The sequence below is a fragment of the Flavobacterium sp. DSP2-3-1 genome (genome assembly GCF_049896865.1).
GTDB lineage: Bacteria > Bacteroidota > Bacteroidia > Flavobacteriales > Flavobacteriaceae > Flavobacterium.
Window position 1 is genome coordinate 58,803 of sequence record NZ_JAFCVD010000005.1, and the last position, 25,426, is coordinate 84,228.

Here is a 25,426-nt window from a genome sequence, read left to right on the forward strand (position 1 = left end):
GGGTTAGTTACAAATCTAGCTTTTTAAAATTCATTTGATTCTAAATAAATCGTTAAAAACGTTTATTTTTCTAATAAAGTACAAGTAAATGATACTATTGACAGTATAATATGTTGGATGTTGAAACTCATTTCTCTTACTATAATTAATCGAAAAAAGGGTGTAAAAAGCACCATGAGCTTTCAATATTGCCCAAAAATGCTTGAACTTTCCCTGTGTTAAAAATTGAATTCCTGCAATTCCGTCCAAAATCATTCTGACTAAAAGTATCGAATATAATTTTTCTTTTGGAAGGTTTTTGGTTAACATCAGTAATGAATTTCTAAAATTTAAATACGTTTTAGTTGGGTGGCCTTGCTGCAAAGTGGCACCGCCTACATGATATACCACAGATCTTGAAATGTATTTTATTTTATATCCTTTGTTAATCGCACGCCAACACAAATCAATTTCTTCTTGATGCGCAAAAAAATCATCGTCAAAACCTTTTAATGCTTTATAAACAGAGCTTCGAATAAAAAAACATGCTCCTGATGCCCAAAATATCTCTCGTGTGTCATCATATTGTCCGTTGTCTTTTTCTAAAGCATCAAAAATTCGACCCCGACAAAAAGGATATCCGTATTGATCAATAAATCCGCCGGCAGCGCCTGCATATTCAAAATATTCTTTGCGTTTATAATCTAATATTTTAGGTTGGATAATAGCCGTTTTAGATTCATTTTCGAAAGTTTCAAGAATGGGTTGCAACCAATGCTCTGTTACTTCTATATCAGAATTCACTAAAGCATAAATATCTGCGTCAACCTGTTTTAATGCTTCATTGTAGCCACTGGCGAAACCAAGATTACTGTCATTTTTGATAATTGTTACCGACGGAAAAAAAGTTTTGAGAAAAGAAATAGAATCATCAGTAGAAGCATTATCAGCAACATAAATTACAGCTTCCGGAGAATATTGTACAACCGACGGCAAAAATTTTTCCAATAATAATATTCCGTTCCAATTAAGTATGACAACTGCTATTCTCATTATGAGGTTTTGTTTTATAGACTATTTAGTTTGTAATTGGGTAATTCTTCCAGAAAATGATATTTTTCATTCTCAAAATCCATTTGGCAAAAGTAATGATTCAAACCATTGGTCACCATCAAAAATTGGGACTTCATTGTCATATTATAACGGGCAATTTGGTCAAAGGTGGCTTGTGCAATTTTTATTTCGGGTGCTTTACATTCTATCAAAATGAAAATTGAACCATCCGGACTGTAAACCACGACATCGTATCTTTTGCGCAATCCGTTGACTTTTAATACTTTTTCTACATTAATCAAGGAGTGCGGATACTTTTTTTCTTCCAATAAAAATTGGACAACATGTTGTCTAACCCATTCTTCAGGGGTAAGAATGATGAATTTTTTCCTGATTGCATCAAAAATGGAAACTTTATTTTCGCTATTTTTGAACCGAAAGTGATAAAGTTGAAAATTGAGTTTTCGCATGAAGCAAAAGTAAGACTTTTAGATAATAGATTAAAAGAGAATAGATAATATGGACGAAGTATTAAAAATTGTAAATGATATAAAAAGTGGCAACATCAAACCCATCTATTTTTTGATGGGAGAAGAACCGTATTATATTGACAAACTATCGGATTATATTGAGAAAAAAGTTTTATCTGAAGAGGAAAAAGGTTTCAACCAAACCGTTTTATATGGAAGAGATGTGTCTATGGAAGATATTATTTCCACGGCTAAGCGTTATCCGATGATGGCAGATCGTCAAGTGGTTATTGTCAAAGAAGCACAGGATTTAATCCGAACCATCGATAAGCTGGAAAGTTATGCTGATAATCCTATGCCTTCAACCGTTTTAGTTTTTTGCTACAAATACAAAACATTGGATAAACGTAAAAAAGTAACGAAGTTATTGGCAAAAAACGGTGTTGTTTATGAGAGTAAGAAACTATATGAAAACCAAGTAGGAGAGTGGATTAAACGTGTTTTATCAGGCAAAAAATATTCAATTGAGCCTAAAGCAAATGCAATGTTAGTTGAATTTTTAGGGACAGATTTGAGTAAAATAAACAATGAATTAGAGAAATTGCAAATCATCTTGCCGATAGGAAGTACGATAACTCCAAAAGATATTGAAGAAAATATAGGTTTTAGTAAAGATTTTAACGTGTTTGAATTACGAAAAGCACTTGGTGAACGCAACCAGTTAAAAGCGTACACGATTGCTGAAAACTTTGCCCAAAATCCAAAAGACAATCCAATGGTGGTAACGACAAGTCTAGTTTTTGGATTTTTTATTCAATTATTAAAATATCATGGGTTAAAAGATAAAAACCCCAAGAATGTGGCGGCGGTCATAGGTGTTAATCCTTTCTTTTTGAAAGAATATGATGTAGCTTTGAAGAATTATCCGATGAAGAAAGTGAGTCAGATTGTTGGGGCTTTGAGAGATATTGATGTAAAAAGTAAAGGGGTTGGAGCCAGTGCCATGTCACAATCAGATTTATTAAGAGAAATGCTTTATAAAATATTCAATTAAAAGGCAAAATTTCCGATATTTGTATTCCAAAAATTAGTGATTTAAAAATAAATACCAGGACTATGTCAATGAATAAAAATACTATTTTAGGTTGGGCAACTTTGATTATGATTGTAATGGGTTTATTACTGATTGCATTAGGTGCATTTAGATATGATGACGTAGCAGGATGGGGATTCGCTGCAGTGGGTGTGGGTTTTTTGGCTAACGCTTGGGTTTTTAGTTCTCTGAAAGGAAGAGTCTAGAAGGTTTACAAATTGAGAAAAGAGCCTTAATGGCAGAATAGAAATAATTTTAAATTAAAAAAATGGCAGACGATAAAAAAGTGATATTCTCAATGTCAAAATTGAGTAAAACGTATCAAGGAGCAGATAAACCAGTCCTTAAAAACATCTATTTAAGTTTCTTTTATGGAGCTAAGATTGGTATTTTGGGTTTAAATGGTTCTGGAAAATCTTCCTTATTAAAAATTATAGCCGGTGTAGACAAAAACTACCAAGGTGACGTAGTTTTTGCGCCGGGTTATACAGTAGGTTATTTAGAACAGGAACCTATTTTAGATGATAGCAAAACAGTTATCGAAATTGTAAGAGAGGGCGTTGCCGAAACTATGGCAGTTTTAGATGAATTCAATAAAATCAATGATAGTTTTGGTTTGCCGGAAGTCTATGAAAATGCTGATAAAATGGAGCAATTGATGGATCGTCAAGCGCTTTTACAAGATAAAATAGATGCATTGGGCGCTTGGGAAATTGATACCAAACTGGAAATCGCAATGGATGCTTTGCGTACCCCGGAAGGAGACACGCCAATCAAGAATTTATCAGGTGGAGAGCGTCGTCGTGTAGCTTTATGTCGCTTATTGTTGCAACAACCAGACGTTTTGCTTCTGGATGAGCCAACGAATCACTTGGATGCTGAAAGTGTCCTTTGGTTAGAACAACATTTAGCACAATACGCGGGAACAGTAATAGCTGTAACGCACGATAGATATTTTTTGGATAATGTTGCCGGTTGGATTTTGGAATTAGACAGAGGTGAAGGAATTCCTTGGAAAGGGAATTATTCTTCTTGGTTGGACCAAAAATCAAGTCGTATGGCATTGGAAGAGAAAACGGCTTCTAAGCGCAGAAAGAATTTAGAGCGTGAGTTGGACTGGGTTCGTCAAGGTGCCAAAGGGCGTCAAACAAAGCAAAAAGCGCGTTTGCAGAACTACGATAAATTACTGAATGAAGATCAAAAACAATTGGATGAAAATCTGGAAATATACATTCCAAATGGGCCACGTTTAGGAACGAATGTAATTGAAGCCAAAAATGTTGCTAAAGCATTTGGAGATAAATTGTTGTATGATAATTTAAATTTCACGCTGCCACAAGCTGGAATTGTTGGAATTATTGGGCCAAATGGTGCCGGTAAATCAACAATTTTCAAAATGATAATGGGAGAAGAAAAGCCAGATTCAGGAGAATTCTCAATTGGGGATACCGTAAAAATCGCTTATGTTGATCAAGCACACTCGAATATAAATCCGGAAAAATCGATTTGGGAAAACTTTGCTGACGGTCAGGAATTGATTATGATGGGCGGAAAGCAAGTAAATTCAAGAGCTTATTTATCCCGATTTAATTTTGGTGGTGGAGAACAAAACAAAAAAGTGTCCATGCTTTCCGGTGGGGAACGCAACCGTTTGCACCTTGCAATGACTTTGAAAGAAGAAGGAAACGTATTGTTATTGGATGAGCCAACGAATGATTTGGATATCAATACACTTCGTGCATTAGAAGAAGGTCTGGAGAATTTCGCCGGCTGTGCGGTAGTAATTTCTCACGACAGATGGTTCTTGGACAGAATTTGTACACACATTCTGGCTTTCGAAGGGAACTCTGAAGTATACTATTTTGAAGGTGGATTTTCGGAATATGAAGAGAATAAGAAAAAACGCTTGGGTGGTGATTTAACACCAAAAAGATTGAAATACAGAAAATTAATTAGAAGTTAGTCATCTAATTATAGATTTATCAGCCAGAGGATGTCCCATAAAGACATCCTCTTTTTTTATGCTGTTATTTGATTTTTTTATCAGAGTTCATCATAATTAAAACTGCTGCAACCAGTCCTATGATTACTAACCCAAATACAACAACCATTATAATAGTTCCGTTATCCCAAGAAAAAAGTGTAGTGTCTTTCATGATTAATTAAGTTTTAAGATTATCCAAATTTATAATTCCTGCAAAATAAAAGGTATGATAATTATCATGATTATTATTTTATTCTAAAAACTTGGCTTGGATTTCTTTGGTGGGAATCAGACAAGCTTCTTTTTTCCCATACCATTTGTAGCGGTTTTTAGCGACATAATCGTAAATATAGTTGTTAAAAGAAGTGGGTAATATCGTAAACAGTGTCGCAAAATAAAATATTCCTCCCAAATTTCTAGCAATTTCTAAAGCAGCTTCTGATTTTAAGTAGTAAGCAAAACCAGGGTGATACAGGATAATACTGTCTGTTTTTTGAATATCAATTCCCAAATGTTGGATGATTTTTTGACCCAAATCAGATTGTAAAGCTACAAACCGAAAAATATCTTTTATATCATGCTTAATTATCATCTGCACTGCTGAATCACACAGGTTGCAAACGCCGTCAAAGAGGATGATTTTTTTGTCTTTAGGAATATTGAGCATAATTTAAACTTTATAATTCAACCGGATAGATATTTCTCCTTCGTCGAAATGACAAAACGTGAGACGAGACTGAAAACTGCAAACTAAATACTTTTTATTTCTTCCCGGCTTCTACAAACTCCAGCGCTTCCATACTCACTTTTGAAGTAAATACACCATAATTTACAGTTGCTTTATTTTTTTCGATAGCATCAATCGTTCCCACCGCTTTTCCATCAAACATTCTTACGCGATCGCCTAATTTTAGAACTGGTTTTGGTTTTTCAATTACTACTTTTAATTTCTTCTCTTTCTTTTCTTTTCTAATTTCCTCAACCTGAACTGTTATTTCTTCAATTACTTCTTTTTTCTTTTCTGTCAGTGCTTTAGTTTCTTTAACGGTTGCTTTTTTGCGTTTTGAATTTTCTATTTCGATAATTTTCAAAAATTCACCAAGCAACTCTTTCTTGTTTTTATTATTAAAATATTTCTCCGAAATGTCTTCAATTTTTTGACCGATGTATATTGTTTTCTGGTTGCTGTCATATAATTCCTGATAACTTTCCAGTTTTTGTTTTATTTTTACATTGATAGTCTCCATCTTCTTGCCCTCTTCGCGTGCTTTTGTTTCTTCTTCTTTGAGGTTTTGTGATGTTTTTTCCATCTTTGAACGCTCTTTTTGAAGTGTGGCAATCGTTTTATCAAAACGTACTTTTCCAACTTCAATTTTCTTTTTGGCTCGATTTATTAAACTAAATGGAATTCCGTTTTTTAAAGCGACTTCAAAAGTAAAGGAACTTCCCGCTTGACCCATTGCCAATTTATACATGGGTTCTAATGATTTTTCATCAAAAAGCATATTCGCATTGGTGGCAAAAGGCAATTCATTGGCCAGAATTTTTAAGTTTGAATAATGAGTGGTAATAATCCCAAAAGCTTCTCGGTGATAAAACTCTTCTAAGAAAATTTCGGCTAAAGCACCTCCTAATTCTGGATCAGAACCGGTACCAAATTCATCAATCAGGAACATGGTTTTTCTATTGCACTTCTTTAAGAAGTAGTTCATGTTCTTTAGTCGGTAACTATAAGTACTTAAATGATTTTCAATAGATTGATTGTCTCCAATATCTGTTAAAATTCTATCGAATAAAAACGTTTCACTTCGTTCATGAACTGGAATTAACATCCCAGATTGCAGCATCAGTTGCAACAATCCAACGGTTTTCAAAGAGATTGTTTTTCCTCCTGCGTTGGGTCCGGAAATTACAATAATTCTGCTTTCCTGACTGAGTTCAATAGTCTGCGGATGTGTTATTTCGTTTTTCTGTTTGTTATTCAAATATAAAATAGGATGGTACGCATCTCTAAAATAAACACGACGTTCCTCGGTAATTGTTGGCAAAATTCCGTTAATTCTGTTGGCGTATTTTGCTTTGGCAGCGATTACATCAATATCACTCAAGAAATCCTGATATTGAATCAATAACGGTAAAAAAGGACGAATGTAATTGGACAGCTGTTTTAAAATCCGGGTGATTTCTTCTTTTTCTTCATATTCTAAATTACTCAACTCACGAGAATATTGTAAGGTAGCTTCAGGTTCAATATAGGCAATACTTCCAGTCTTAGAACTACCCAAAATAGAACCTTTTACTTTACGACGGTACATTGCCATAACAGCGAGAACACGTCTGTTTTGTACAAAACTTTCTTTAATGTCATCTAAATATCCCAAAGCAGCGTATTGCGTCAACGCAGATCCGAAACTTTGATTGACTTTGCCTCGAACCGCATTCATATTTCTGCGGATATTCAGTAAATCCGGCGACGCATTGTCTTTTATTTCACCATATTTATCAACTACTTCGTCGACCATCGTGATGATTTCTTTAGTAAGTTCGACTTGGTTCGCCCTCGCATTTAAATTTGGATAATAATCCTCGAATTTTCTCAAAAAAGTCAAAAGGAAATTTACCGTTGAAGAAATAGTTGCAATCTTTCGAAAACTGCCCACTTCTAAAAAACTATCCTCTATTGCAAGAAATTTTATCTCGTGCGTGATGGCGTCAAAACCGTGATTGGGAATGGCATTGTTATTTTGAAAAGACGAAACATACTCTGATGTTTGCATTAATGCTTGCATTAACGTTTCCTTATCTTTAAAAGGGGTTATTTCGAAAGCTTTTTGTTTTCCAATATCAGTGTTGCAAATGGTAGAAATGGTTTCGAGTACTGTAGGAAATTGTAAATCTTGTAATGTTTTTTCGGTGATGGATATCATTTATCGTATAATTCTTTTCAAGACAAAAATAGCTAATAGTTAAGACTATTTAACAGACTTTCACAAAGAATTAATGAATGTTTATTATCCTTTTTTAGGATTCAAAAAAAAATTCTCTGTGTATCTTTGCTATCTTATACTTAACTATGCAAATCAATCTCAATCCTTCTTGGAAATCCATTTTATCTGATGAAATCAAGAAACCCTATTTTTTAGATTTAGTGGAAACTGTTGATGAGGAGTATAAAAATCACACTTGTTATCCCTCAAAAGAATTAATTTTTGCTGCGTTTAATTATTGCAGTTTCAAAGACGTACAAGTGGTTATCATTGGCCAGGATCCGTATCACGGCAAGGGAGAAGCCAATGGTTTGTGTTTTTCTGTGAATGAAGGTGTGCGAATTCCTCCTTCGTTGCGCAATATTTTTCGAGAAATGAGTGAGGATTTGGACACTATTTTCATGCCAGCTTCCGGGAATTTAGAAACTTGGGCAAAACAGGGCGTTTTATTGTTGAATGATTCTCTGACCGTTAGAGAAGACAATGCGAACAGCCACAAACACTTAAAATGGAATGTTTTCACGGATGCTGTAATTCAAAAAATTTCCGAAGAAAAAGAACATGTCGTTTTCTTGCTTTGGGGTAATTTTGCCCATAAAAAAGGGCTGAAAATCGATCGAAACAAACATTTAGTTCTAGAATCCGGGCACCCGTCGCCTATGAGCGCAAATCAGAGAAAATGGTTTGGGAATAAACATTTCAGTAAGACGAACGCGTATTTAGAACAAAACGGGTTAGAGTTAATTAACTGGATTTCAGTAGATTAATTACGTGATTTGAAGATGTAAATAATTGTTTTAAACAGCTTTGCGTGAGTGATGGAAGTGGAGCTCTTTTTTAAGAGGCGTTTCAGCCTGTAAAAAAAGCGGGAACGTGCAGCACGACCTGAAGTTTTTACGTAAGGTCATGCCCAAATTAAAATAATGTTATTGGAAAAATTAAATGATAAGTACGACTAATTCTATGTCTTACTTTTTAACAATATCCTCTAAAACAGCTTTATCGGAGTAGTTAATGACTTTCAGCGTAACCTCTTGGTTTTTAATTGTTTTACCTTCGATGATGTATAACTTTCCTTTTTTTAGTTCAATATTGCTTTTGTCAAAATCTACATCACCAAATTGTAGTGTGTTTTTTATATCGGCAGTATCAATCCATTTTTCAGCCAAAATCACAGAAGCCTTATCCGAATAATAAAAAGGTTTGTTCCTTAAATCATTTAAAACTCTTGCATTTGGAAAATAATTACAGCGGGTGTCTTTGCCACTGAAAACTAACGCTACAAAAAACAGTCCTATTACTAAACCTACCAAATAATAGGCAAAACGATGTATAAACTTCATGAATTAAATTTTTTGCAAAGGTAGAAGAAAGTTTTCTTAAAAAACAATTAAATTGATGTCGTTATAAGGTAGATCGAACCATTCGCCAATAGAACAATTAGCAAGGATTCCGTGGTACATGTAAACGCCATTTTTTAATCCTTTATCACAACGGATGGCGCTTTCGATGCCGCCGTCCTCCGCAATTTTCATCAAATAAGGGGAAATTATATTACTTATGGAAAGTGATGCAGTTTTTGAATATCGGGAAGGGATATTAGGTACGCAATAATGTACAACATTGTTCTTTATAAACGTAGGTTTCTCATGTGAAGTCACTTCTGAAGTCTCAAAGCAACCGCCGGTATCAATACTTACATCGACAATTACGGCACCATTTTTCATGTGTTCCACCATCGTTTCCGTAACAATTACAGGACAACGTTCTTTGCCTCGCATAGCGCCAATAGCCACATCACAACGTCTCAACGCTTTGAGTAAAGCTTTAGGTTGAATTGTGGAAGTAAAAATCCGTTCATTTAAATTATTTTGCAAACGACGTAATTTGGTAATAGAATTATCAAAAACTTTTACACTGGCACCTAAACCAATAGCGGTTTTGGCAGCAAATTCTCCAACGGTTCCTGCACCCAAAATTACTACATCAGTAGGAGGAACGCCAGTAATGTTCCCAAATAATAGTCCTTTTCCAAATTCATTGGTAATCATCAACTCGGCAGCAATTAAAATCGAGGCCGTTCCCGCAATTTCGCTTAAGGATTTAACAGCAGGATACGTTCCGTCCTCATCCTTTATGTATTCAAAAGCGAGAGCGGTAATTTTCTTTTTGGTCAAAGCTTCAAAATACGTTTTCTTGCGGGTTTTCAACTGAATCGCCGACAGCAAAATCGTCTGCGGATTCATCATTTCTATTTCCGCAAGGGTGGCCGGTTCCACTTTCAAAATCATGGGGCAACTGAAGACTTTCTTGGTGTCATTAGTGATTTGGGCGCCTGCATCAGAATATTCTTTATCGGTATAACTTGAACTCAATCCCGCCCCTGCTTCAATCATTACGCGATGGCCATGATAGGTAAGCGAGTTAACAGCATCCGGGGTAAGACAAATTCGGCGTTCCTGATGACTCGTTTCCTTTGGAATACCAATAAAAAGTTCGCTTTTTTGTCTTGCAATTTCCAGTTTTTCTTCTTGTGGTAAAAGCTGTTGTTTGGTGAATGGCGTTATAGTTATTGACATTGATGTTGTTAAATTAAGGGTACAATTTACGTAAAAAGATCCATAAACGGCACAAATTCTATCTTGTTAAAATCATTTGGAATGCAACAAATCTCAGAGAATGATTTTTTCCATTTTTATATCGGCTCGCTCATAAACTCCATCCTCTAAAGGAATTTCTACGAAACCAAATTTTTCATACAAATGTATCGCTGACAGTAATTTCCGGTTTGAATATAAGATCAGTTTCTCTATTCCTTTTGCTTCAGCAATATCAAAACAATGCAAAATCAGTTTTTTACCAATTCCTAATCCTTGTGCGCTATCTGTTACGCCCATTTTGCTCAATTCGAAGGTTGTGCTGTCGGTTTTTATCAAGGATACGGTTCCAACGATTTCATCTTTATATTTCGCGTAAAAAATCATTCCGCCTTTGTCAATAATCTGACCTTGCGGATCCGAAAGTACGATTTCATCTTTGGGTTCAACCCTGAAATATTTTTGCAGCCATTCCAGATTTAATATTTTTACAGCTTCTTTGTAAGTTGGAGAAAAAGGAATTATTGCTACAGTATTGTCTACATTCATAATTACTTTTAGCTTAAAGTTAATAAACGTTTTCCGTCCGCGAGCAGTGAAATACTGATAACGGAATGGGTTTTCGGAATCAAATTTGGAATCTTCTCTGCCCATTCTATAAAACACCAATTGCCGGAATACAAATAATCGTCAATTCCCATATCTAGCGCTTCCACTTCATCATTCAATCTGTAAAAATCAAAATGATAAACCAACTGATTGTCATTAGCTTCATATTCATTAACTAAAGAAAAGGTTGGGCTGCTCGTTGCACCGGTTACTCCAAGCGTTTTGCACAATTGCTTGATTAAAGTTGTTTTTCCAACGCCCATTTCTCCGTGAAAAAGAATCACTTTTTTGGGGTTATTTGCTATTATTTTTTGCGCAACTTCCTCGAGTTGATCTAAAGAAAAAGTAACATTCATTCTTTTATATTTGTTTAAAAGTTTAAGGCTCTCGCCGAAAACTGAGACTAGAAACTTCCTATCGCGGGTTAAAAACTAAAAACGGAATAATCATTTCTTCCAATGAAATTCCACCGTGCTGATACGTGTTTTTGTAATAACTCACATAATGATTGTAGTTATTGACATACGCCAAAAACAAATCATTTTTTGCAAAAATATAAGAACTGCTCATATTTATGGTAGGCAAACCAATATTTTTTGGTTCTTTTACCGCATAAACATCTTTGTGCTCGTACGTCAAACTGCGTCCGGTTTTGTAACGTAAATTCAAACTGGTGTTTTTGTCACCCACGACTTTCGATGGATTTTTTACATTTATCGTTCCGTGATCCGTAGTCAAAATCAATTTGAAACCCATTTTTTGAGCCTGTTGAATGATTTCTAACAGCGGGGAATTCTTAAACCAACTCAACGTCAATGAGCGATACGCTTTGTCATCGGAGGCCAATTCTTTTACGACATCCATCTCCGTTTTGGCATGCGAAAGCATGTCCACAAAGTTGTATACTACTGTCACTAAATCATTATCTTTTAATGATTTAAAACTCTCAGCTAATTTTTTTCCGCTGGCAAGACTGGTTATTTTAAAATATTCTTGCTTGATATTTAAACCCAATCGTTTCAAGTGTGCCGTCAAAAATTCCGCTTCAAAAAGATTTTTTCCGCCTTCTTCCGGGTCATTTTTCCAGTATTGTGGAAACTGTTTTTCCATTTCCAATGGTGTCAAACCGGAGAAAATAGCGTTTCTCGCGTATTGCGTCGCAGTAGGAAGAATAGAGTAGTAAGGCACTTCTTTTTCCAGTTTGTAATAATTTCCAACTACACTTTCAAAGGTTTTCCACTGATCGTAACGCAGATTATCAACCACGACAAATAAAATGGGCTTGTCTTTTTTCTTGAGTTCAGGAAGCACTAATTCTTTGAATAAGGTATGCGATTGAACGGGTTTGTCCGCTTTTGGTGCAAACCAATCCTCATAATTGCGCTCAATAAATTTTCCAAATTGGGAATTAGCTTCCGTTTTCTGGGATTCCAAAATTTCAATCATACTCTGATCGTCAATATTCTCCAATTCCAATTCCCAAAAAATCAATTTCTTGTACAACTCTATCCAATCTTCATAGGAATTCACCATTGCCATTTCCAACGTGATTTTTCTAAATTCTTTCTGATAATCCAGCGTAGTTTTTTGCGAAATCAATCGGGAATGATCCAGATTTTTCTTCAAACTCAACAAAATTTGGTTTGGATTCACAGGTTTGATTAAATAATCGGCAATTTTAGATCCTATGGCTTCCTCCATAATGTATTCTTCCTCGCTTTTTGTAATCATAATCATTGGAACCGAAGATTTTTTTTCCTTCATTTCTGACAGCGTTTCCAAGCCGCTCATTCCGGGCATATTTTCATCCAGAAAAACAATATCAAAATTATTTTCTTCAAAAATACCAATGGCGTCCAACCCGTTATTGCAGGTTGTTACCTCGTAATTTTTCTTTTCCAAAAATAATATATGTGGTTTCAAAAGGTCGATTTCATCATCTACCCAAAGTATTTTTATTTTATCCATAATTGAATCAACAAGTGTTCTAACATACTAAATTAAAGTGCCAAATTACATTTTTTTGCAACGGCTCCCTGCTAATATTATGATAATTTTATAACACACTTATGCTGTATTTTATAAAATTACAATTCGCTTCCGTTTTGCTTTATATTTACTTTTGGGCGTGCCCCATCCTCCGTAAACTACGTCTGGGTCGGGCTGTACGCTGTATCTTTCCTTTTTAAAGAGAAAAGGAAAGGATGCCGCTTCCATCCCTTACGCAGTTGATAGAATGATTTCGGTTAACAACTACTTTTGAGAAGAAAATTGTTCTGAAAATTAAATCGAATTGTGTTATTTGTAATTAATTTATTATAATTTTGAATGTAACGTATTTGTCCAAAATTATTAATCATTAAAATTTAATTATGAAAAATATTATTTTAATTTTATTTATTATGACAGCTTTAAGTTGTAAATCGCAAAAAATTGAAGTTAAAGAAGTAAACAATTTTGAATTAAATAATTTAATTGGAAATCTAAGTGCTTTCAAAACATACACTTTAACTAATAATTTAGTCAATATTGTTATTGTTAAAAACCTATCAGGGAGCGCAAAAAACGAAGAATCAGATGAAGTTTCAAATAATCTGTACGTGTCAAAATGTGAATTTGGAGAACTCCCAATTTGCAAATTATACATATCTGAGGATTTTATCAATTTAAATATTGAAAAGGTATATGAAGATAAATCAAACATCAAAATTGATATTACATATGGAAATTACAATAGACGTAAATTAAATACAATTCTAATCTCAAAAAATTAATAGATGCAATACTTTTTAAGTTTTTGGTTAAAGAGAGGTTTTCCGAAAAGTAATTTTCGGGCATTCTTTTTTTTATATTCTTAATTATTTGTGTTTTTAAGTACTAAAAGCAACGATTATGAAGCCTTTTTCAAGTCCAATTCGGTTCATCAATAAGTACTTTTCCCATTATATTTACATGATTAAATTTCAAAAGATCATTCCTTGTGCTGGTACGAGCGATTCTTTACCATTTATTTCGAGCTTTTAACACGTCCTCGGAAATAATAATGAAAATTATGTACGAGAAGAAAATATAAGTTTGGATAAAAATCTAACACTTATTTTAACGGTTTTGCTACCAATAATCAAATATTTGGGATTGGTATCATTTAGTTTTTTTTAGGACCAAATATAAACATCGAATTTTAGCTAAAAAACAGTATGTGAACGGATAAATCGCCCATGAATTAAATGGGAATTATTTGACTTATTTATTCAAAAACAGAAAAATGAAAGCTAAAGATTCTTTTATCAATGGACTGATGGAAGGCGAATGGATCTTTTATCGTGAATCCGGACAGCTTTGGTAAATTGGAAATTTCAAAAACAGCTATTATAATTTATTTTACAATAAATAAATCTTATTATTGTAATTCTTTATTTTTAACTACGATCATTTATTCTTTTAGAATTATTTAGGAAAAACAGTAAATTTATTGAGCGTCGAAAAAATACAAATTAGTAAAATTCGATTTTTACATTTTTATAAAATAGTTTGTATAATCAACTTAATTTTTTTATCTGTTTTGCCGTTTCCAGTCATATTTATAAGGAGAATTACTTACTACTAATTAGATTAATGATTGATTTAACCATTTTTAATTTTTGGAACAACACTGAATTGAGAGCAATTCTATAGAGAAGATAAAAAAGTAATTGTTAAGAAAGACAAAAAATTAATATAAAATTGGCAGTAACAAACTTGGGAGGTTTTATTTTTGTAATGTAGTATTATGGCGAATAAAATAGGTCAACTTTTTGATTTTCCACAGTACAGCAATTTATTATTAATTAAATTTTTTACTATTATGACAGAAGATTACAAAATCATTGATAAAGAAGATATTGCGCTTCTTAAGTTTCCAAAAACAGATGTTTTAAGCGACGTTGACGAAATAAAAACAAGAACTGGTGAAATCAACAGAGCTTTATCACTGGGCAATTTAGAGCATTCAAAAATTAAAATTTTCTTTGAAGACGTTGAATCCAAGAAAGTTGTAGACACCACGGTTTGGGGTGTCACTGACAAAAATGTTATCTTGAAACAAGGTGTGATGATTCCAATTAACAGAATATTTAAGTTGTTTTAGGACTTATTAATTTAAATGACTCGAACTTTTTTTTGTTTTGGTACTGAATAAATTTTTTTGTGCCCATGTTGATTAGTCGGAAATTATAAGGTTACATAATTACAAAAAGACTGGTTTTAGTGGGCACAAAATTCTAATTTGAGTTTTACTACTTATTACTCGAATAAAATTATAATAGTCAATAATGAATACTACAATTCTCAAAACGCGACGATTAATTATACGACCAATCGCACTGTTGGATCTGGATTATATTCATGAATTGCATTCTTTGAAAGAAACAGATGAATTCAATACTTTAGGAATTCCATCAGAACTCGAAGAAACAAAATTACTTTTAGAAAAGTGGGTTTTTGAAAACAACAAAGAATTTGCGACCCATTTTACTTTTGCAGTCGAATTGAATACCGGAAACCAAACTATAGGATTAACAGGAATCAATTTGGGGAAGGTAAAATATAAAAATGCGGAAGTTTGGTTTAAATTCCACAAGAATCATTGGAACAAAGGATACGCTACAGAATCTTTAAAAGAAATTCTCCGTTTTGGTTTTGAAGAACTTCATCTGCATCGGATTGAGGCGGGTTGCGCGGTTGGGAATATTGGTTCTATCCATGTTTTGGAAAAAACTGGAATGATTAGAGAAGCACACACCCGAAAATTATTGCCGTTATCATCTGGCTGGTCCGATAATTACGGCTACGCTATTTTAGCAAACGATTGATATCAATAGAAAAACAAAATTGATTTTTTAAATCCTAAAATCAATTTTTTTGGGATGATTTCGGGTGAAATTTAGAGTTTAAAAACCCATGAGTTTTATTTAACTCCTTGTGCGCAATTATATGAAATTGCAAATTCCGCAAAAAACATTAAAATAAACGCATAAATTCAAAGGGAAAAAAGATTAAGATAGCTTAATTCTAGGATTCGTAAAGCTGCGATGCGCTATAATATTGTAAAACGTCTTAGAATGAATTTTTAAAACTATGATTTTATGCCCTTAAAAAATTTGAATTATACCCAATTAGTTATAATTAGATTAAAAGTTAGTTCATGAAAAAAAAATGCTTAATATTGAAAAGAGAACAATAACCCTAAATTTATATTTTATTAAACCAAATGAATTCAACCATGAACGCTAAAAATTTCAAGAACTCTTTTTTAATAATTGCCATTTTTTCCGCTACAGCAACTATTGCGCAACACAAATATGTAAATACTCCGCCAGAGGTTTCCCCAATGTTGATGCAACCCGAAATGACGGAAATTTGGGAACCGTTAGTAAAAGTTATTACGCCTGCTAAAATCCTTGGCAATGCACCTTCGGATGCGATAATCTTATTTGATGGTAAAAATCTTGACCAATGGGTAAACCAAAAAGATGTAAGTAAACCTGCCGGTTGGAAAATTGTTGATAAGGATTACATGGAAGTTGTTCCAGGCTCAGGAGCCATTCAAACCAAAATGACCTTTGGCGATTGTCAGTTGCATCTGGAATGGAGTGCACCGGATGTCGTTTTAGATGGCGGACAGGCAAGAGGAAACAGTGGTGTGTTTTTCCAAAACAGATACGAATTGCAAATTTTAGATTCCTACAATAATAGAACATACAGCAATGGTCAAGCGGGAAGTATCTATAAAGATCATCCACCATTAGTAAACGCCGTAAAAACGCCGTTAGAATGGAATGCTTACGATGTAGTTTATACTGCGCCACGATTTAAAGCTGATGGCAAAATTGATGTTCCAGCTAAAATTACCGTATTTTTGAATGGTGTTTTAGTGCAAAATAACACAACTATAAACGGATTGACACTTTACATCGGTTTGCACAATTATCCGTCGTCTCATGGCGATGATGTAATTTCGCTTCAGGATCATGATTCAAAAAATCAATTTAGAAATATTTGGATCAGAAAACTTTAAAAATAAAATAGATTAACGGAGCGCCATAAACGCTTCGTTTTTTTTGATTCAAAATCAGCAGTGAGACGTTTCTGTTTTGAAATCTAATTTACTTATATTTGTTGACCTTAAAAACAAACGTGAAGTGAGTCAAATCAATAAACTAAAAATATTCAATGATCCCATTTATGGGTTTATTACAATTCCAAATGCGTTAATTTACGATTTAGTTCAGCATCCTTATTTTCAACGTTTGCGCCGAATTTCCCAAATGGGATTGTCGTACTTAGTTTATCCTGGAGCAAATCATACTCGTTTTCATCACGCTTTAGGCTGCATGCATTTGATGCAAAAAGCTGTCGATGTGTTGCGTTTTAAAGGAGTTTTTATCTCTCTGGAAGAAGAAAATGCACTGTATATTGCTATTTTATTGCATGATATTGGGCATGGTCCTTTTTCGCATGCGATGGAAAAAAGCATTGTAGAAGATGTTCATCACGAAGAAATATCGTTGTTATTCATGAACCAATTAAATGTTGAATTTAACGGTCAGTTGAGTTTGGCAATTCAGGTTTTTAAAGGAGAATACAACAGAAAGTTTATGTTGCAATTGATTTCCAGTCAATTGGATATGGATCGAATGGATTATTTGAAACGCGACAGTTTTTACTCGGGAGTGGCAGAAGGAAATGTCAATTCGGAACGATTGATTCAAATGATGAACGTGGTGGACGATTATTTAGTAATTGAAGAAAAAGGAATTTATTCCGTCGAAAAGTTTTTAATGTCCAGACGCTTGATGTATTGGCAGGCGTATTTGCACAAAACGAGTTTAGTGGCAGAGTTAATTTTGATGAAAATCTTAAAACGCGCCAAAGAATTAACTCTAAAAGGAGTGCAATTGCCGTGCAGCGAGCCGCTATTGTTTTTCATGCAAAACAAAGTCACTATTGATACTTTTGATGCTGAAACCTTGGATTTATTTGCTCAACTGGATGATTTTGATATTATTGGAGCTTTAAAAGCTTGGCAAAAACAAGATGATTTTATTTTGTCGTCGTTAAGTAAAATGATTGTCAACAGAGATTTATTAAAAATAAAATTAACTAGTGAAAAAGTAGGGATTGAAGAATTACAGCCGCTAAAAGAAAGATTCGCAGTAGAAAATAATATTTCATTACTAGAAACTAATTATTTTATTTTTAAAGGTAAAATAAAAAATCAAGCGTACAGCAAAGAAGCGGAACCGATACGAATTTTGAAAAAAGATAGCACAATAGAGGACGTTATAGAATCTTCTGACCAGCTGAATTTAAAATCGTTATCTAAATTAGTGACGAAGTATTATATCTGTTTCCCAAAACAACTGCTATAAAAACGTCGTTTAAAATCTATTTTTTTATATTTTTGCCACAATGAAACGAGCCAAATCATTTTTTTTAATTCAAAAAGAACTTTACAAAGCGAGTTCCATCTTACTTTTTTTAAAAATATGATCCGATAAGATGAAATTTACAGCAGAACAAATAGCGGGAATTTTAGAAGGAGTAGTTGTAGGAAATCCCATGGCTGAAGTTTTTAGATTGTCAAAAATCGAAGATGGCTCTGAGGGATCGCTTACTTTTTTATCAAATCCTAAATATCTTAATTTTATCTATTCCACAAAAGCTTCCGTTACAATTGTTAATGAGACTTTTGAGCCAGAATTGCCCTTAACCACAACATTAATAAAAGTACATGATGCGTATGCCGCATTTTCAAAATTATTAGAGTTTTATAATCAGGTAAAATTGAATAAAACCGGAATAGAACAGCCTTCTTTTCTTTCACAAAGTGTAAAATACGGAGATAATTTATATCTTGGTAGTTTTAGTTATGTTGGTCAGAATGTAGTTTTGGGCGAAAATGTAAAAATATATCCTAATTGTTTTGTTGGGGATAATGTGTCAATTGGGGATAATGTAATATTATTCGCTGGCGCAAAAATATATTCGGAAACCGTGATTGGTAGCAATTGTACCATTCATTCTGGTGCTATTATTGGCGCTGATGGTTTTGGTTTTGCACCAAATCCAGACGGAACGTACACTAAAATTCCGCAAATAGGAAATGTAATTATTGAAGATAATGTTGATATAGGTTCTTGTACCACAATTGACAGAGCTACCATGGGATCTACCATCATCAGAAAAGGAGTCAAGCTTGACAATCAAATTCAGATAGCCCATAATGTTGAAATAGGGGAAAATACAGTGATAGCCGCGCAAACAGGAGTTGCAGGTTCTACAAAAATTGGGAAAAACGGCATGATTGGCGGACAAGTTGGAATTTCAGGCCATTTAACCATTGGTAACAATGTGCGAATCCAAGCGCAGTCCGGTGTGGGAAGGAATATAAAAGATGATGAAATCTTGCAAGGAAGCCCTACATTTGGTTACAATGATTTTAGTAAGTCGTATGTTCATTTCAAGAATTTACCGAAAATTGTTGCAGAAATAGAAGAATTAAAAAAACAAATATTAAACCAAAAAAATGGAAACAATGGTTAAACAGAAGACCATCAAAACAGAAATTTCGTTAACTGGAGTTGGATTACACACAGGAAAAGAAGTAAAAATGACTTTTAAACCTGCTCCAGTGAATAATGGTTTTACCTTTGTCAGAGTAGATCTTGAAGGACAACCTATTATTGAGGCAGATGCAAATTATGTTGTAAATACGCAAAGAGGAACTAATTTGGAGAAACTTGGCGTTAAAATTCAAACTCCTGAGCATGTTTTAGCAGCGCTGGTTGGTTGTGATTTAGACAATGTGATCATCGAATTGAATGCTTCTGAACTTCCTATCATGGATGGTTCTTCAAAGTATTTTGTTGAAGCACTTGAAAAAGCAGGTTTTGAAGAGCAAAATGCGAAAAGAAACGTATACGTTGTTAAGGAAGTGATTTCTTTTACCGATGAAGCATCAGGAAGTGAAATCTTAGTTATGCCAAGTGATCATTATTGTGTAACAGCAATGGTTGATTTTGGGACTAAAATTCTAGGAACTCAGAATGCAAATATGAAAAGTATTGCTGATTTCAAAACTGAAATATCAAAGTCCAGAACATTTAGCTTTTTACACGAATTAGAATCTCTTTTGGAAAATGGTTTGATAAAAGGTGGTGACTTGAATAATGCGATTGTTTATGTTGATAAGGAAATTTCAGCCGCAACGATGGAAAATTTGAAAGTTGCTTTTGGAAAAGACGAAATTACGGTTAAACCAAATGGAATCTTAGACAATCTAACATTACATTATCCTAATGAAGCTGCAAGGCACAAACTGCTTGATGTTGTTGGTGATTTGGCTTTAATTGGAACAAGAATTCAAGGAAAAGTAATCGCTAATAAACCAGGGCATTTTGTAAATACACAGTTTGCCAAAAAAATGGCGAAAATCATAAAAATTGAACAAAGAAATTACGTTCCTGTTTATGATTTACACCAGGAGCCATTAATGGACATTCATAAAATTATGGCGGTACTTCCTCATAGACCTCCGTTTTTATTGATTGACAGAATCATTGAAATGTCTGAAACGCATGTTGTGGGAATGAAAAATGTTACGATGAATGAAAATTTCTTCGTGGGTCATTTTCCTGAAGCTCCAGTGATGCCAGGTGTTTTAATTGTGGAAGCCATGGCACAGACCGGTGGAATTCTGGTTTTAAGCACTGTTCCAGATCCTGAAAATTATTTGACGTATTTTATGAAAATTGATAATGTCAAATTCAAACATAAAGTGCTGCCAGGAGACACTTTAATTTTTAAATGTGATTTAATAACGCCGATCAGAAGAGGAATTTGCCACATGCAAGCAAATGCTTACGCAAATGGAAAACTAGTTGCTGAAGCGGAATTAATGGCGCAAATTGCAAAAAAACAATAGATTTAGATTGAAAACGTTACAATTGAATCGCAACAAAAATCGATTGGAGTTTTTATTCTGATAAATATAAAAATAAATAATAGCTGATGAATCAACCACTAGCCTATGTTCATCCAGGCGCCAAAATAGCCAAAAATGTTGTCATCGAGCCATTTACAACCATCCACAATAATGTAATAATTGGAGATGGGACTTGGATTGGTTCGAATGTTACGATAATGGAAGGCGCAAGAATTGGAAAAAATTGTAATATATTCCCTGGTGCGGTAATTTCAGCAGTTCCTCAGGATTTAAAATTTGGAGGAGAAGATTCTTTAGCAATAATTGGTGACAACTGTACGATTAGAGAATGCGTAACTATAAACAGAGGTACAATCGCTTCTGGACAAACAACTTTAGGTAACAATTGTTTAGTAATGGCAACAGCGCATATTGCGCATGATTGTCACATAGGTGATAATGCTATTATTGTAAATGGAGTTGCTTTGGCAGGTCATGTTACAGTTGGTAAATATGCGGTTATTGGAGGATTGGCAGCAATTCATCAATTTATTCACATTGGAGATCACGCAATGATTTCAGGTGGTTCTTTGGTAAGAAAAGATGTTCCGCCTTTCACAAAAGCAGCAAAAGAACCGTTATCATATGTTGGAATTAATTCAGTTGGATTAAGAAGACGTGGTTTTACCACTGAAAAAATTAGAGAAATTCAGGATATTTACAGAATTCTGTACCAAAAAAATTACAATACTACTCAAGCCTTGGGTATTATCGAAGCTGAAATGGAAGCAACACCCGAAAGAGATGAAATCATTGATTTTATTCGAAATTCGTCAAGAGGAGTAATGAAAGGATATTCTGGGAATTATTAATCCCCTCCCCAGACCTCCCCGAAAGGGAGGGAGTGTAAACGTGCCTATATTATAAAAAAATTTAATGTAGTACAAAATGTAAAATATAATAAAAATAAATAAGTAACTAATTTCCATTCTGAGCTCCCTCCCCTTCGGGGAGGGTCGGGGTGGGGAAAATAAATAAAAAATATAATGGCATCTACATCAGATATTAAAAACGGATTGTGTATCAAATACAACAACGATATTTACAAAATTATTGAATTTCTTCACGTAAAACCAGGAAAAGGGCCTGCTTTTGTCAGAACAAAATTGAGAAGTTTAACAAACGGAAAAGTATTAGATAACACCTTTTCGGCAGGTCATAAAATCGAAGAAGTTAGAGTTGAAAACCATAAATTTCAGTTTCTATATCCGGAGGGTGATGATTTTCATTTTATGAATACTGAAACTTTCGAACAGATTACTTTAAACAAAAATATTCTGGATTCTCCTGATTTATTAAAAGAAGGAGAAAATGTAATGGTAAGTATTAACACAGAAACTGATTTACCGCTTTCAGTAGATATGCCGGCATCAGTTATTCTTGAAGTGACTTATGCTGAACCAGGAATTAAAGGAAATACTGCGACGAATGCAACAAAATCAGCAACAGTTGAAACTGGTGCCACTGTAAATGTTCCTTTGTTTATTAATGAAGGGGACAAAATCAAAATAGATACGACTTCCGGAAATTACATGGAAAGAGTTAAGGAATAGTTTTTATTGGTTTTCAGCCTCAATGACATTTCGTGTAGGTAAAGATTGAAAACAGAGACTGGAAACTAAGAATAAAAACTAAAAGAAAATGAAATTCCAAAAAGTTTACACTTTAGAAGAAATTGCAAGCATCATCGATTGTGAATATGTTGGTGATGCTAGTTTTCCTGTTGCAGGAATGAATGAAATTCATGTTGTTGAATCCGGAGATATTGTCTTTGTGGATCATCCTAAATATTATGATAAAGCATTACAATCTGCAGCAACGATTGTTTTGATTAATAAAAATGTAGTTTGTCCAAAGGGAAAAGCATTGTTGATTTCTGAAGATCCTTTTAGGGATTTTAACAAATTGACAAACTATTTCAAGCCATTTCAATATTCAAATGTTTCAATATCTGCCACAGCTTCCATAGGAGAAGGAACTGTAATCCAGCCAAATACGTTTATTGGAAACCATGTAGTTGTAGGAAAGAATTGTTTGATTCACTCTAATGTTTCCATTTATGATTATACTGTAATTGGCGATAATGTGATGATTCATGCAGGAACTATTTTGGGTGCCGATGCTTTTTATTACAAGAAGCGACCTGAAGGATACGATCAATTACTTTCAGGCGGAAGAGTGGTTATCAAAGATAATGTTGGAATTGGAGCTCTTTGTACCATTGACAAAGGTGTTACTGGCGATACCACCATTGGCGAAGGCACAAAAATTGACAACCAGGTGCACGTTGGTCATGATACCGTTATTGGAAAAAAATGTTTAATCGCATCACAAACCGGAATCGCGGGTTGTGTTATTATTGAAGATGAAGTTACTATTTGGGGACAAGTAGGAACCACGAGTGGGATAACAATAGGAGCAAAGGCGGTTATTCTTGGTCAAACGGGCGTAACAAAATCAGTAGAAGGTGGTAAATCGTATTTCGGTACTCCAATTGAAGAATCAAGAGAAAAATTGAAACAACTGGCTAATATCAAGAAGATTCCAGAAATTCTAAATAAACTAAAATAATATGTCTGCAAAAGAAATCGTTCAGAAATTTTATAAATCAGATGCCTTAATTGACAGCGAGGTTATTAAAGATTTTTTGCATCCGGAAGTAATTGTGGAATGGAACAGCAGTAAAGGATTTGTGGAACTCAACTACGATTCGTTAGTAAATTTATCTGTTGAGTTGAGCAAAGCGTACGTTCGTTCTAAAGTTCGTATCAGTCATATTTTAGCTGAGAATGATTTAATTTCAGTTCGCTATTCTCATTTTGTGAAAACGATTGAGAATCCAAGAGAAGAGATGCTGCTGGCACATTTTTTTGTTATTTGGCAAATAAAAGACAATAAATTATTTCGAGGGTACCAAATGAGTCAATTATCATAATTTAGTGTCAAAAAACTGAACGCTGAATACTGATTACTGATTACTATTTTATACTTTTGCATAACCATTTTAAAAACTACATAAAAAATATATCATGAGTGTTTTAGTCAATAAAGATTCCAAAATAATTGTTCAAGGATTTACAGGAAGCGAAGGAACTTTCCATGCTTCTCAAATGATTGAGTACGGTACTAACGTTGTTGGTGGTGTAACTCCAGGAAAAGGGGGAACAACTCACTTAGACAGACCAGTTTTCAATACTGTTAAAGATGCTGTAGAACAAGCAGGTGCTGATACAACAATTATTTTTGTACCGCCGGCTTTTGCTGCTGACGCAATTATGGAAGCTGCAGACGCTGGAATAAAAGTAATTATTGCAATTACTGAAGGAATTCCTGTTGCTGACATGATAAAAGCAAATAGTTATGTTAAAGAAAGAAACGCTCGATTAATAGGACCTAACTGCCCAGGAATAATCACTCCAGGTGAAGCTAAAGTTGGTATCATGCCAGGTTTTGTTTTCAAAAAAGGAACTGTCGGTATTGTTTCTAAATCGGGAACATTAACGTATGAAGCAGCTGACCAAGTAGTAAAACAAGGACTAGGAATCACTACTGCAATTGGTATTGGTGGAGACCCAATTATTGGAACCACTACAAAAGAAGCAGTTGAATTATTGATGAACGACCCAGAAACAGAATGTATCGTAATGATAGGTGAAATTGGTGGACAATTAGAAGCTGATGCTGCTCATTGGATCAAAGCTGATGGTAACCGTAAACCAGTTGTAGGATTCATTGCAGGAGTTACCGCTCCAGCAGGACGTACAATGGGACATGCAGGTGCAATCGTTGGTGGATCTGACGATACTGCAGAAGCTAAAAAACAAATCATGAGAGAATGTGGAATTCACGTAGTAGATTCTCCAGCTGAAATTGGTAAAAAAGTAAAAGAAGTTTTAGGTTAATCTGAACTCCGATTAAATATTTTTAAAAGCCTCACATTTGTGGGGCTTTTTTATTATAAATTGAATTAAAGAAATATCTTTGCACTTTATTAAATGGATTTGTTTTTTTCAGATTCAATACTAATAAAAGTAAATACAAACGAATGGTTTCTAATGGGCCTCACGATTTTGTGGGGTATTTTTTTGCCGAAGCCAGTTCAAATAAAAATAAAATAACATGTACAAAGAATTAAAAAAATTTAAAGTTACCAATCAGTTTTCATTTACTACAGAAGATAGTTTAGCAGAAGTTTGTAATGCTTCAGAAGGATCTGGAGTATTTTTAGTGTATTCCGTTGGAGATGAAAAAGAATTAATTATGGTTGGTTCTACTGGAACTATTCAAAATAACGGAACTTTGAAAATTAAAAATGGTGGCTTGAAAGATAAAATTGTAGAAGGACACCAATTTGCAAAAACTGGAAGAAAATATTCTTGGCCAGCACAAATGAAAATAGAAGATATCAGCACGCTTGAAGTGGTTTGGTATGAAACATTCAATGACAATACGAAAGTAATCCCAACATTTGTAGAAGGACAAGTTTTGCAAAATTTCCTTGACGAAAATGGAAGATTACCAAAATGGAATGTAGCTTTCTAGGACATTTCAATCAATATATTTATAAATGAGCTTTACTCCGGTAAGGCTTTTTTTGTAGGAAAACAATTTATTACTAATTGATTTCTAT

At 34.0% G+C, this 25,426-nt stretch carries 27 protein-coding genes; 17 read left to right on the forward strand and 10 right to left on the reverse strand.

The window, feature by feature from the left end; translation table 11 throughout:
• Positions 1-30: 30 nt before the first annotated feature.
• Both ACP7AT_RS07220 and ACP7AT_RS07225 read right to left on the reverse strand, forming a co-directional pair.
• A complete protein-coding gene (locus ACP7AT_RS07220; RefSeq protein ID WP_426063832.1) occupies positions 31-1,035 on the reverse strand; it encodes a glycosyltransferase family 2 protein in 1,005 nt (334 codons plus the stop codon).
• Positions 1,036-1,046: 11 nt separating this feature from the next.
• A complete protein-coding gene (locus ACP7AT_RS07225; RefSeq protein ID WP_426063671.1) occupies positions 1,047-1,502 on the reverse strand; it encodes a type I restriction enzyme HsdR N-terminal domain-containing protein in 456 nt (151 codons plus the stop codon).
• Between the two features lie 49 nt (positions 1,503-1,551).
• On the opposite strand from ACP7AT_RS07225, the gene holA reads away from it, so the two are divergent.
• The 3 genes from holA (at position 1,552) to ettA (ending at position 4,558) form a co-directional block, all read left to right on the forward strand.
• Complete coding sequence (gene holA, locus ACP7AT_RS07230) at positions 1,552-2,556, forward strand: DNA polymerase III subunit delta (protein ID WP_426063672.1); 1,005 nt, start codon at positions 1,552-1,554, stop codon at positions 2,554-2,556.
• A gap of 62 nt (positions 2,557-2,618) precedes the next feature.
• The gene (locus ACP7AT_RS07235; protein ID WP_417960094.1) at positions 2,619-2,801 is read left to right on the forward strand and encodes a CAL67264 family membrane protein; all 183 of its coding nucleotides are present in this window, start codon (positions 2,619-2,621) and stop codon (positions 2,799-2,801) included.
• Positions 2,802-2,863: 62 nt separating this feature from the next.
• Positions 2,864-4,558 carry an energy-dependent translational throttle protein EttA gene (ettA, locus tag ACP7AT_RS07240; protein ID WP_426063673.1) on the forward strand — a complete coding sequence of 565 codons (1,695 nt, stop codon included), beginning with the start codon at positions 2,864-2,866 and terminating at the stop codon, positions 4,556-4,558.
• Between the two features lie 64 nt (positions 4,559-4,622).
• On the opposite strand, the gene ACP7AT_RS07245 is transcribed toward ettA, so the two are convergent.
• The 3 genes from ACP7AT_RS07245 to ACP7AT_RS07255 form a co-directional block, all read right to left on the reverse strand.
• Positions 4,623-4,751 carry a hypothetical protein gene (locus ACP7AT_RS07245; protein WP_426063674.1) on the reverse strand — a complete coding sequence of 43 codons (129 nt, stop codon included), beginning with the start codon at positions 4,749-4,751 and terminating at the stop codon, positions 4,623-4,625.
• A 78-nt stretch (positions 4,752-4,829) separates the two neighbouring features.
• Positions 4,830-5,246, reverse strand: a complete 417-nt coding sequence (locus ACP7AT_RS07250; RefSeq protein WP_426063675.1) for a thiol-disulfide oxidoreductase DCC family protein — start codon at positions 5,244-5,246, stop codon at positions 4,830-4,832.
• A gap of 94 nt (positions 5,247-5,340) precedes the next feature.
• Positions 5,341-7,506 carry an endonuclease MutS2 gene (locus ACP7AT_RS07255; protein WP_426063676.1) on the reverse strand — a complete coding sequence of 722 codons (2,166 nt, stop codon included), beginning with the start codon at positions 7,504-7,506 and terminating at the stop codon, positions 5,341-5,343.
• A gap of 146 nt (positions 7,507-7,652) precedes the next feature.
• Between ACP7AT_RS07255 and ung the strand changes: the two genes are divergently transcribed.
• Positions 7,653-8,333 carry a uracil-DNA glycosylase gene (gene ung, locus ACP7AT_RS07260; protein WP_426063677.1) on the forward strand — a complete coding sequence of 227 codons (681 nt, stop codon included), beginning with the start codon at positions 7,653-7,655 and terminating at the stop codon, positions 8,331-8,333.
• 201 nt (positions 8,334-8,534) lie between these two features.
• On the opposite strand, the gene ACP7AT_RS07265 is transcribed toward ung, so the two are convergent.
• The 5 genes from ACP7AT_RS07265 to ACP7AT_RS07285 form a co-directional block, all read right to left on the reverse strand.
• On the reverse strand, positions 8,535-8,909 hold the full coding sequence (locus tag ACP7AT_RS07265) for a DUF4258 domain-containing protein (protein ID WP_426063678.1): 375 nt from the start codon (positions 8,907-8,909) through the stop codon (positions 8,535-8,537).
• Between the two features lie 36 nt (positions 8,910-8,945).
• Entirely contained in the window at positions 8,946-10,145 is a 1,200-nt protein-coding gene (locus ACP7AT_RS07270; protein ID WP_426063679.1) for an alanine dehydrogenase, read from the reverse strand.
• A gap of 93 nt (positions 10,146-10,238) precedes the next feature.
• Positions 10,239-10,712: a GNAT family N-acetyltransferase gene (locus ACP7AT_RS07275; RefSeq protein ID WP_426063680.1), complete on the reverse strand. Its 474-nt coding sequence runs from the start codon at positions 10,710-10,712 to the stop codon at positions 10,239-10,241.
• A gap of 8 nt (positions 10,713-10,720) precedes the next feature.
• Positions 10,721-11,128 carry a tRNA (adenosine(37)-N6)-threonylcarbamoyltransferase complex ATPase subunit type 1 TsaE gene (gene tsaE, locus ACP7AT_RS07280; RefSeq protein ID WP_426063681.1) on the reverse strand — a complete coding sequence of 136 codons (408 nt, stop codon included), beginning with the start codon at positions 11,126-11,128 and terminating at the stop codon, positions 10,721-10,723.
• Positions 11,129-11,186: 58 nt separating this feature from the next.
• Positions 11,187-12,740, reverse strand: coding sequence for a PglZ domain-containing protein (locus tag ACP7AT_RS07285; RefSeq protein WP_426063682.1), 1,554 nt, complete (start codon positions 12,738-12,740; stop codon positions 11,187-11,189).
• A gap of 404 nt (positions 12,741-13,144) precedes the next feature.
• Here ACP7AT_RS07285 and ACP7AT_RS07290 point away from each other — a divergent pair, with 404 nt between their 5' ends.
• From ACP7AT_RS07290 to ACP7AT_RS07350, 13 genes are all read left to right on the forward strand, one after another.
• The gene (locus tag ACP7AT_RS07290) at positions 13,145-13,546 is read left to right on the forward strand and encodes a hypothetical protein (protein ID WP_426063683.1); all 402 of its coding nucleotides are present in this window, start codon (positions 13,145-13,147) and stop codon (positions 13,544-13,546) included.
• 1,070 nt (positions 13,547-14,616) lie between these two features.
• The gene (locus ACP7AT_RS07295) at positions 14,617-14,898 is read left to right on the forward strand and encodes a hypothetical protein (RefSeq protein WP_091207736.1); all 282 of its coding nucleotides are present in this window, start codon (positions 14,617-14,619) and stop codon (positions 14,896-14,898) included.
• Between the two features lie 184 nt (positions 14,899-15,082).
• The gene (locus ACP7AT_RS07300) at positions 15,083-15,622 is read left to right on the forward strand and encodes a GNAT family N-acetyltransferase (RefSeq protein ID WP_426063684.1); all 540 of its coding nucleotides are present in this window, start codon (positions 15,083-15,085) and stop codon (positions 15,620-15,622) included.
• 410 nt (positions 15,623-16,032) lie between these two features.
• Positions 16,033-16,827, forward strand: a complete 795-nt coding sequence (locus ACP7AT_RS07305; protein WP_426063685.1) for a 3-keto-disaccharide hydrolase — start codon at positions 16,033-16,035, stop codon at positions 16,825-16,827.
• A 124-nt stretch (positions 16,828-16,951) separates the two neighbouring features.
• On the forward strand, positions 16,952-18,181 hold the full coding sequence (locus tag ACP7AT_RS07310; protein ID WP_426063686.1) for an HD domain-containing protein: 1,230 nt from the start codon (positions 16,952-16,954) through the stop codon (positions 18,179-18,181).
• Positions 18,182-18,311: 130 nt separating this feature from the next.
• Entirely contained in the window at positions 18,312-19,355 is a 1,044-nt protein-coding gene (lpxD, locus tag ACP7AT_RS07315) for a UDP-3-O-(3-hydroxymyristoyl)glucosamine N-acyltransferase (RefSeq protein WP_426063687.1), read from the forward strand.
• Positions 19,348-20,736, forward strand: coding sequence for a bifunctional UDP-3-O-[3-hydroxymyristoyl] N-acetylglucosamine deacetylase/3-hydroxyacyl-ACP dehydratase (locus tag ACP7AT_RS07320; RefSeq protein ID WP_426063688.1), 1,389 nt, complete (start codon positions 19,348-19,350; stop codon positions 20,734-20,736). Before lpxD ends, ACP7AT_RS07320 begins: the two co-directional genes overlap by 8 nt.
• 86 nt (positions 20,737-20,822) lie before the next feature.
• Positions 20,823-21,608 carry an acyl-ACP--UDP-N-acetylglucosamine O-acyltransferase gene (gene lpxA / locus ACP7AT_RS07325; RefSeq protein ID WP_091207753.1) on the forward strand — a complete coding sequence of 262 codons (786 nt, stop codon included), beginning with the start codon at positions 20,823-20,825 and terminating at the stop codon, positions 21,606-21,608.
• Between the two features lie 174 nt (positions 21,609-21,782).
• Positions 21,783-22,349 (forward strand): elongation factor P, encoded by a 567-nt coding sequence (gene efp, locus ACP7AT_RS07330; protein WP_131910327.1) that lies wholly within the window; start codon positions 21,783-21,785, stop codon positions 22,347-22,349.
• 88 nt (positions 22,350-22,437) lie between these two features.
• Entirely contained in the window at positions 22,438-23,367 is a 930-nt protein-coding gene (locus tag ACP7AT_RS07335; RefSeq protein ID WP_426063689.1) for a UDP-3-O-(3-hydroxymyristoyl)glucosamine N-acyltransferase, read from the forward strand.
• Between the two features lies 1 nt (position 23,368).
• Positions 23,369-23,731, forward strand: a complete 363-nt coding sequence (locus tag ACP7AT_RS07340; protein WP_426063690.1) for a nuclear transport factor 2 family protein — start codon at positions 23,369-23,371, stop codon at positions 23,729-23,731.
• A gap of 94 nt (positions 23,732-23,825) precedes the next feature.
• A complete protein-coding gene (gene sucD, locus ACP7AT_RS07345) occupies positions 23,826-24,698 on the forward strand; it encodes a succinate--CoA ligase subunit alpha (protein WP_091207776.1) in 873 nt (290 codons plus the stop codon).
• Positions 24,699-24,915: 217 nt separating this feature from the next.
• On the forward strand, positions 24,916-25,338 hold the full coding sequence (locus ACP7AT_RS07350) for a hypothetical protein (protein WP_426063691.1): 423 nt from the start codon (positions 24,916-24,918) through the stop codon (positions 25,336-25,338).
• Positions 25,339-25,426 lie beyond the last annotated feature (88 nt).

Bases quoted from the DNA above. Each gene is read 5' to 3' on its own strand.
- ACP7AT_RS07225 (WP_426063671.1), bottom strand. From the start codon at position 1,502: ATGCGAAAACTCAATTTTCAACTTTATCACTTTCGGTTCAAAAATAGC.
- holA (WP_426063672.1), top strand. From the start codon at position 1,552: ATGGACGAAGTATTAAAAATTGTAAATGATATAAAAAGTGGCAACATC.
- ACP7AT_RS07235 (WP_417960094.1), top strand. From the start codon at position 2,619: ATGTCAATGAATAAAAATACTATTTTAGGTTGGGCAACTTTGATTATG.
- ettA (WP_426063673.1), top strand. From the start codon at position 2,864: ATGGCAGACGATAAAAAAGTGATATTCTCAATGTCAAAATTGAGTAAA.
- ACP7AT_RS07245 (WP_426063674.1), bottom strand. From the start codon at position 4,751: ATGAAAGACACTACACTTTTTTCTTGGGATAACGGAACTATTATAATG.
- ACP7AT_RS07250 (WP_426063675.1), bottom strand. From the start codon at position 5,246: ATGCTCAATATTCCTAAAGACAAAAAAATCATCCTCTTTGACGGCGTT.
- ACP7AT_RS07255 (WP_426063676.1), bottom strand. From the start codon at position 7,506: ATGATATCCATCACCGAAAAAACATTACAAGATTTACAATTTCCTACA.
- ung (WP_426063677.1), top strand. From the start codon at position 7,653: ATGCAAATCAATCTCAATCCTTCTTGGAAATCCATTTTATCTGATGAA.
- ACP7AT_RS07265 (WP_426063678.1), bottom strand. From the start codon at position 8,909: ATGAAGTTTATACATCGTTTTGCCTATTATTTGGTAGGTTTAGTAATA.
- ACP7AT_RS07270 (WP_426063679.1), bottom strand. From the start codon at position 10,145: ATGTCAATAACTATAACGCCATTCACCAAACAACAGCTTTTACCACAA.
- ACP7AT_RS07275 (WP_426063680.1), bottom strand. From the start codon at position 10,712: ATGAATGTAGACAATACTGTAGCAATAATTCCTTTTTCTCCAACTTAC.
- tsaE (WP_426063681.1), bottom strand. From the start codon at position 11,128: ATGAATGTTACTTTTTCTTTAGATCAACTCGAGGAAGTTGCGCAAAAA.
- ACP7AT_RS07285 (WP_426063682.1), bottom strand. From the start codon at position 12,740: ATGGATAAAATAAAAATACTTTGGGTAGATGATGAAATCGACCTTTTG.
- ACP7AT_RS07290 (WP_426063683.1), top strand. From the start codon at position 13,145: ATGAAAAATATTATTTTAATTTTATTTATTATGACAGCTTTAAGTTGT.
- ACP7AT_RS07295 (WP_091207736.1), top strand. From the start codon at position 14,617: ATGACAGAAGATTACAAAATCATTGATAAAGAAGATATTGCGCTTCTT.
- ACP7AT_RS07300 (WP_426063684.1), top strand. From the start codon at position 15,083: ATGAATACTACAATTCTCAAAACGCGACGATTAATTATACGACCAATC.
- ACP7AT_RS07305 (WP_426063685.1), top strand. From the start codon at position 16,033: ATGAACGCTAAAAATTTCAAGAACTCTTTTTTAATAATTGCCATTTTT.
- lpxD (WP_426063687.1), top strand. From the start codon at position 18,312: ATGAAATTTACAGCAGAACAAATAGCGGGAATTTTAGAAGGAGTAGTT.
- ACP7AT_RS07320 (WP_426063688.1), top strand. From the start codon at position 19,348: ATGGTTAAACAGAAGACCATCAAAACAGAAATTTCGTTAACTGGAGTT.
- lpxA (WP_091207753.1), top strand. From the start codon at position 20,823: ATGAATCAACCACTAGCCTATGTTCATCCAGGCGCCAAAATAGCCAAA.
- efp (WP_131910327.1), top strand. From the start codon at position 21,783: ATGGCATCTACATCAGATATTAAAAACGGATTGTGTATCAAATACAAC.
- ACP7AT_RS07335 (WP_426063689.1), top strand. From the start codon at position 22,438: ATGAAATTCCAAAAAGTTTACACTTTAGAAGAAATTGCAAGCATCATC.
- ACP7AT_RS07340 (WP_426063690.1), top strand. From the start codon at position 23,369: ATGTCTGCAAAAGAAATCGTTCAGAAATTTTATAAATCAGATGCCTTA.
- sucD (WP_091207776.1), top strand. From the start codon at position 23,826: ATGAGTGTTTTAGTCAATAAAGATTCCAAAATAATTGTTCAAGGATTT.
- ACP7AT_RS07350 (WP_426063691.1), top strand. From the start codon at position 24,916: ATGTACAAAGAATTAAAAAAATTTAAAGTTACCAATCAGTTTTCATTT.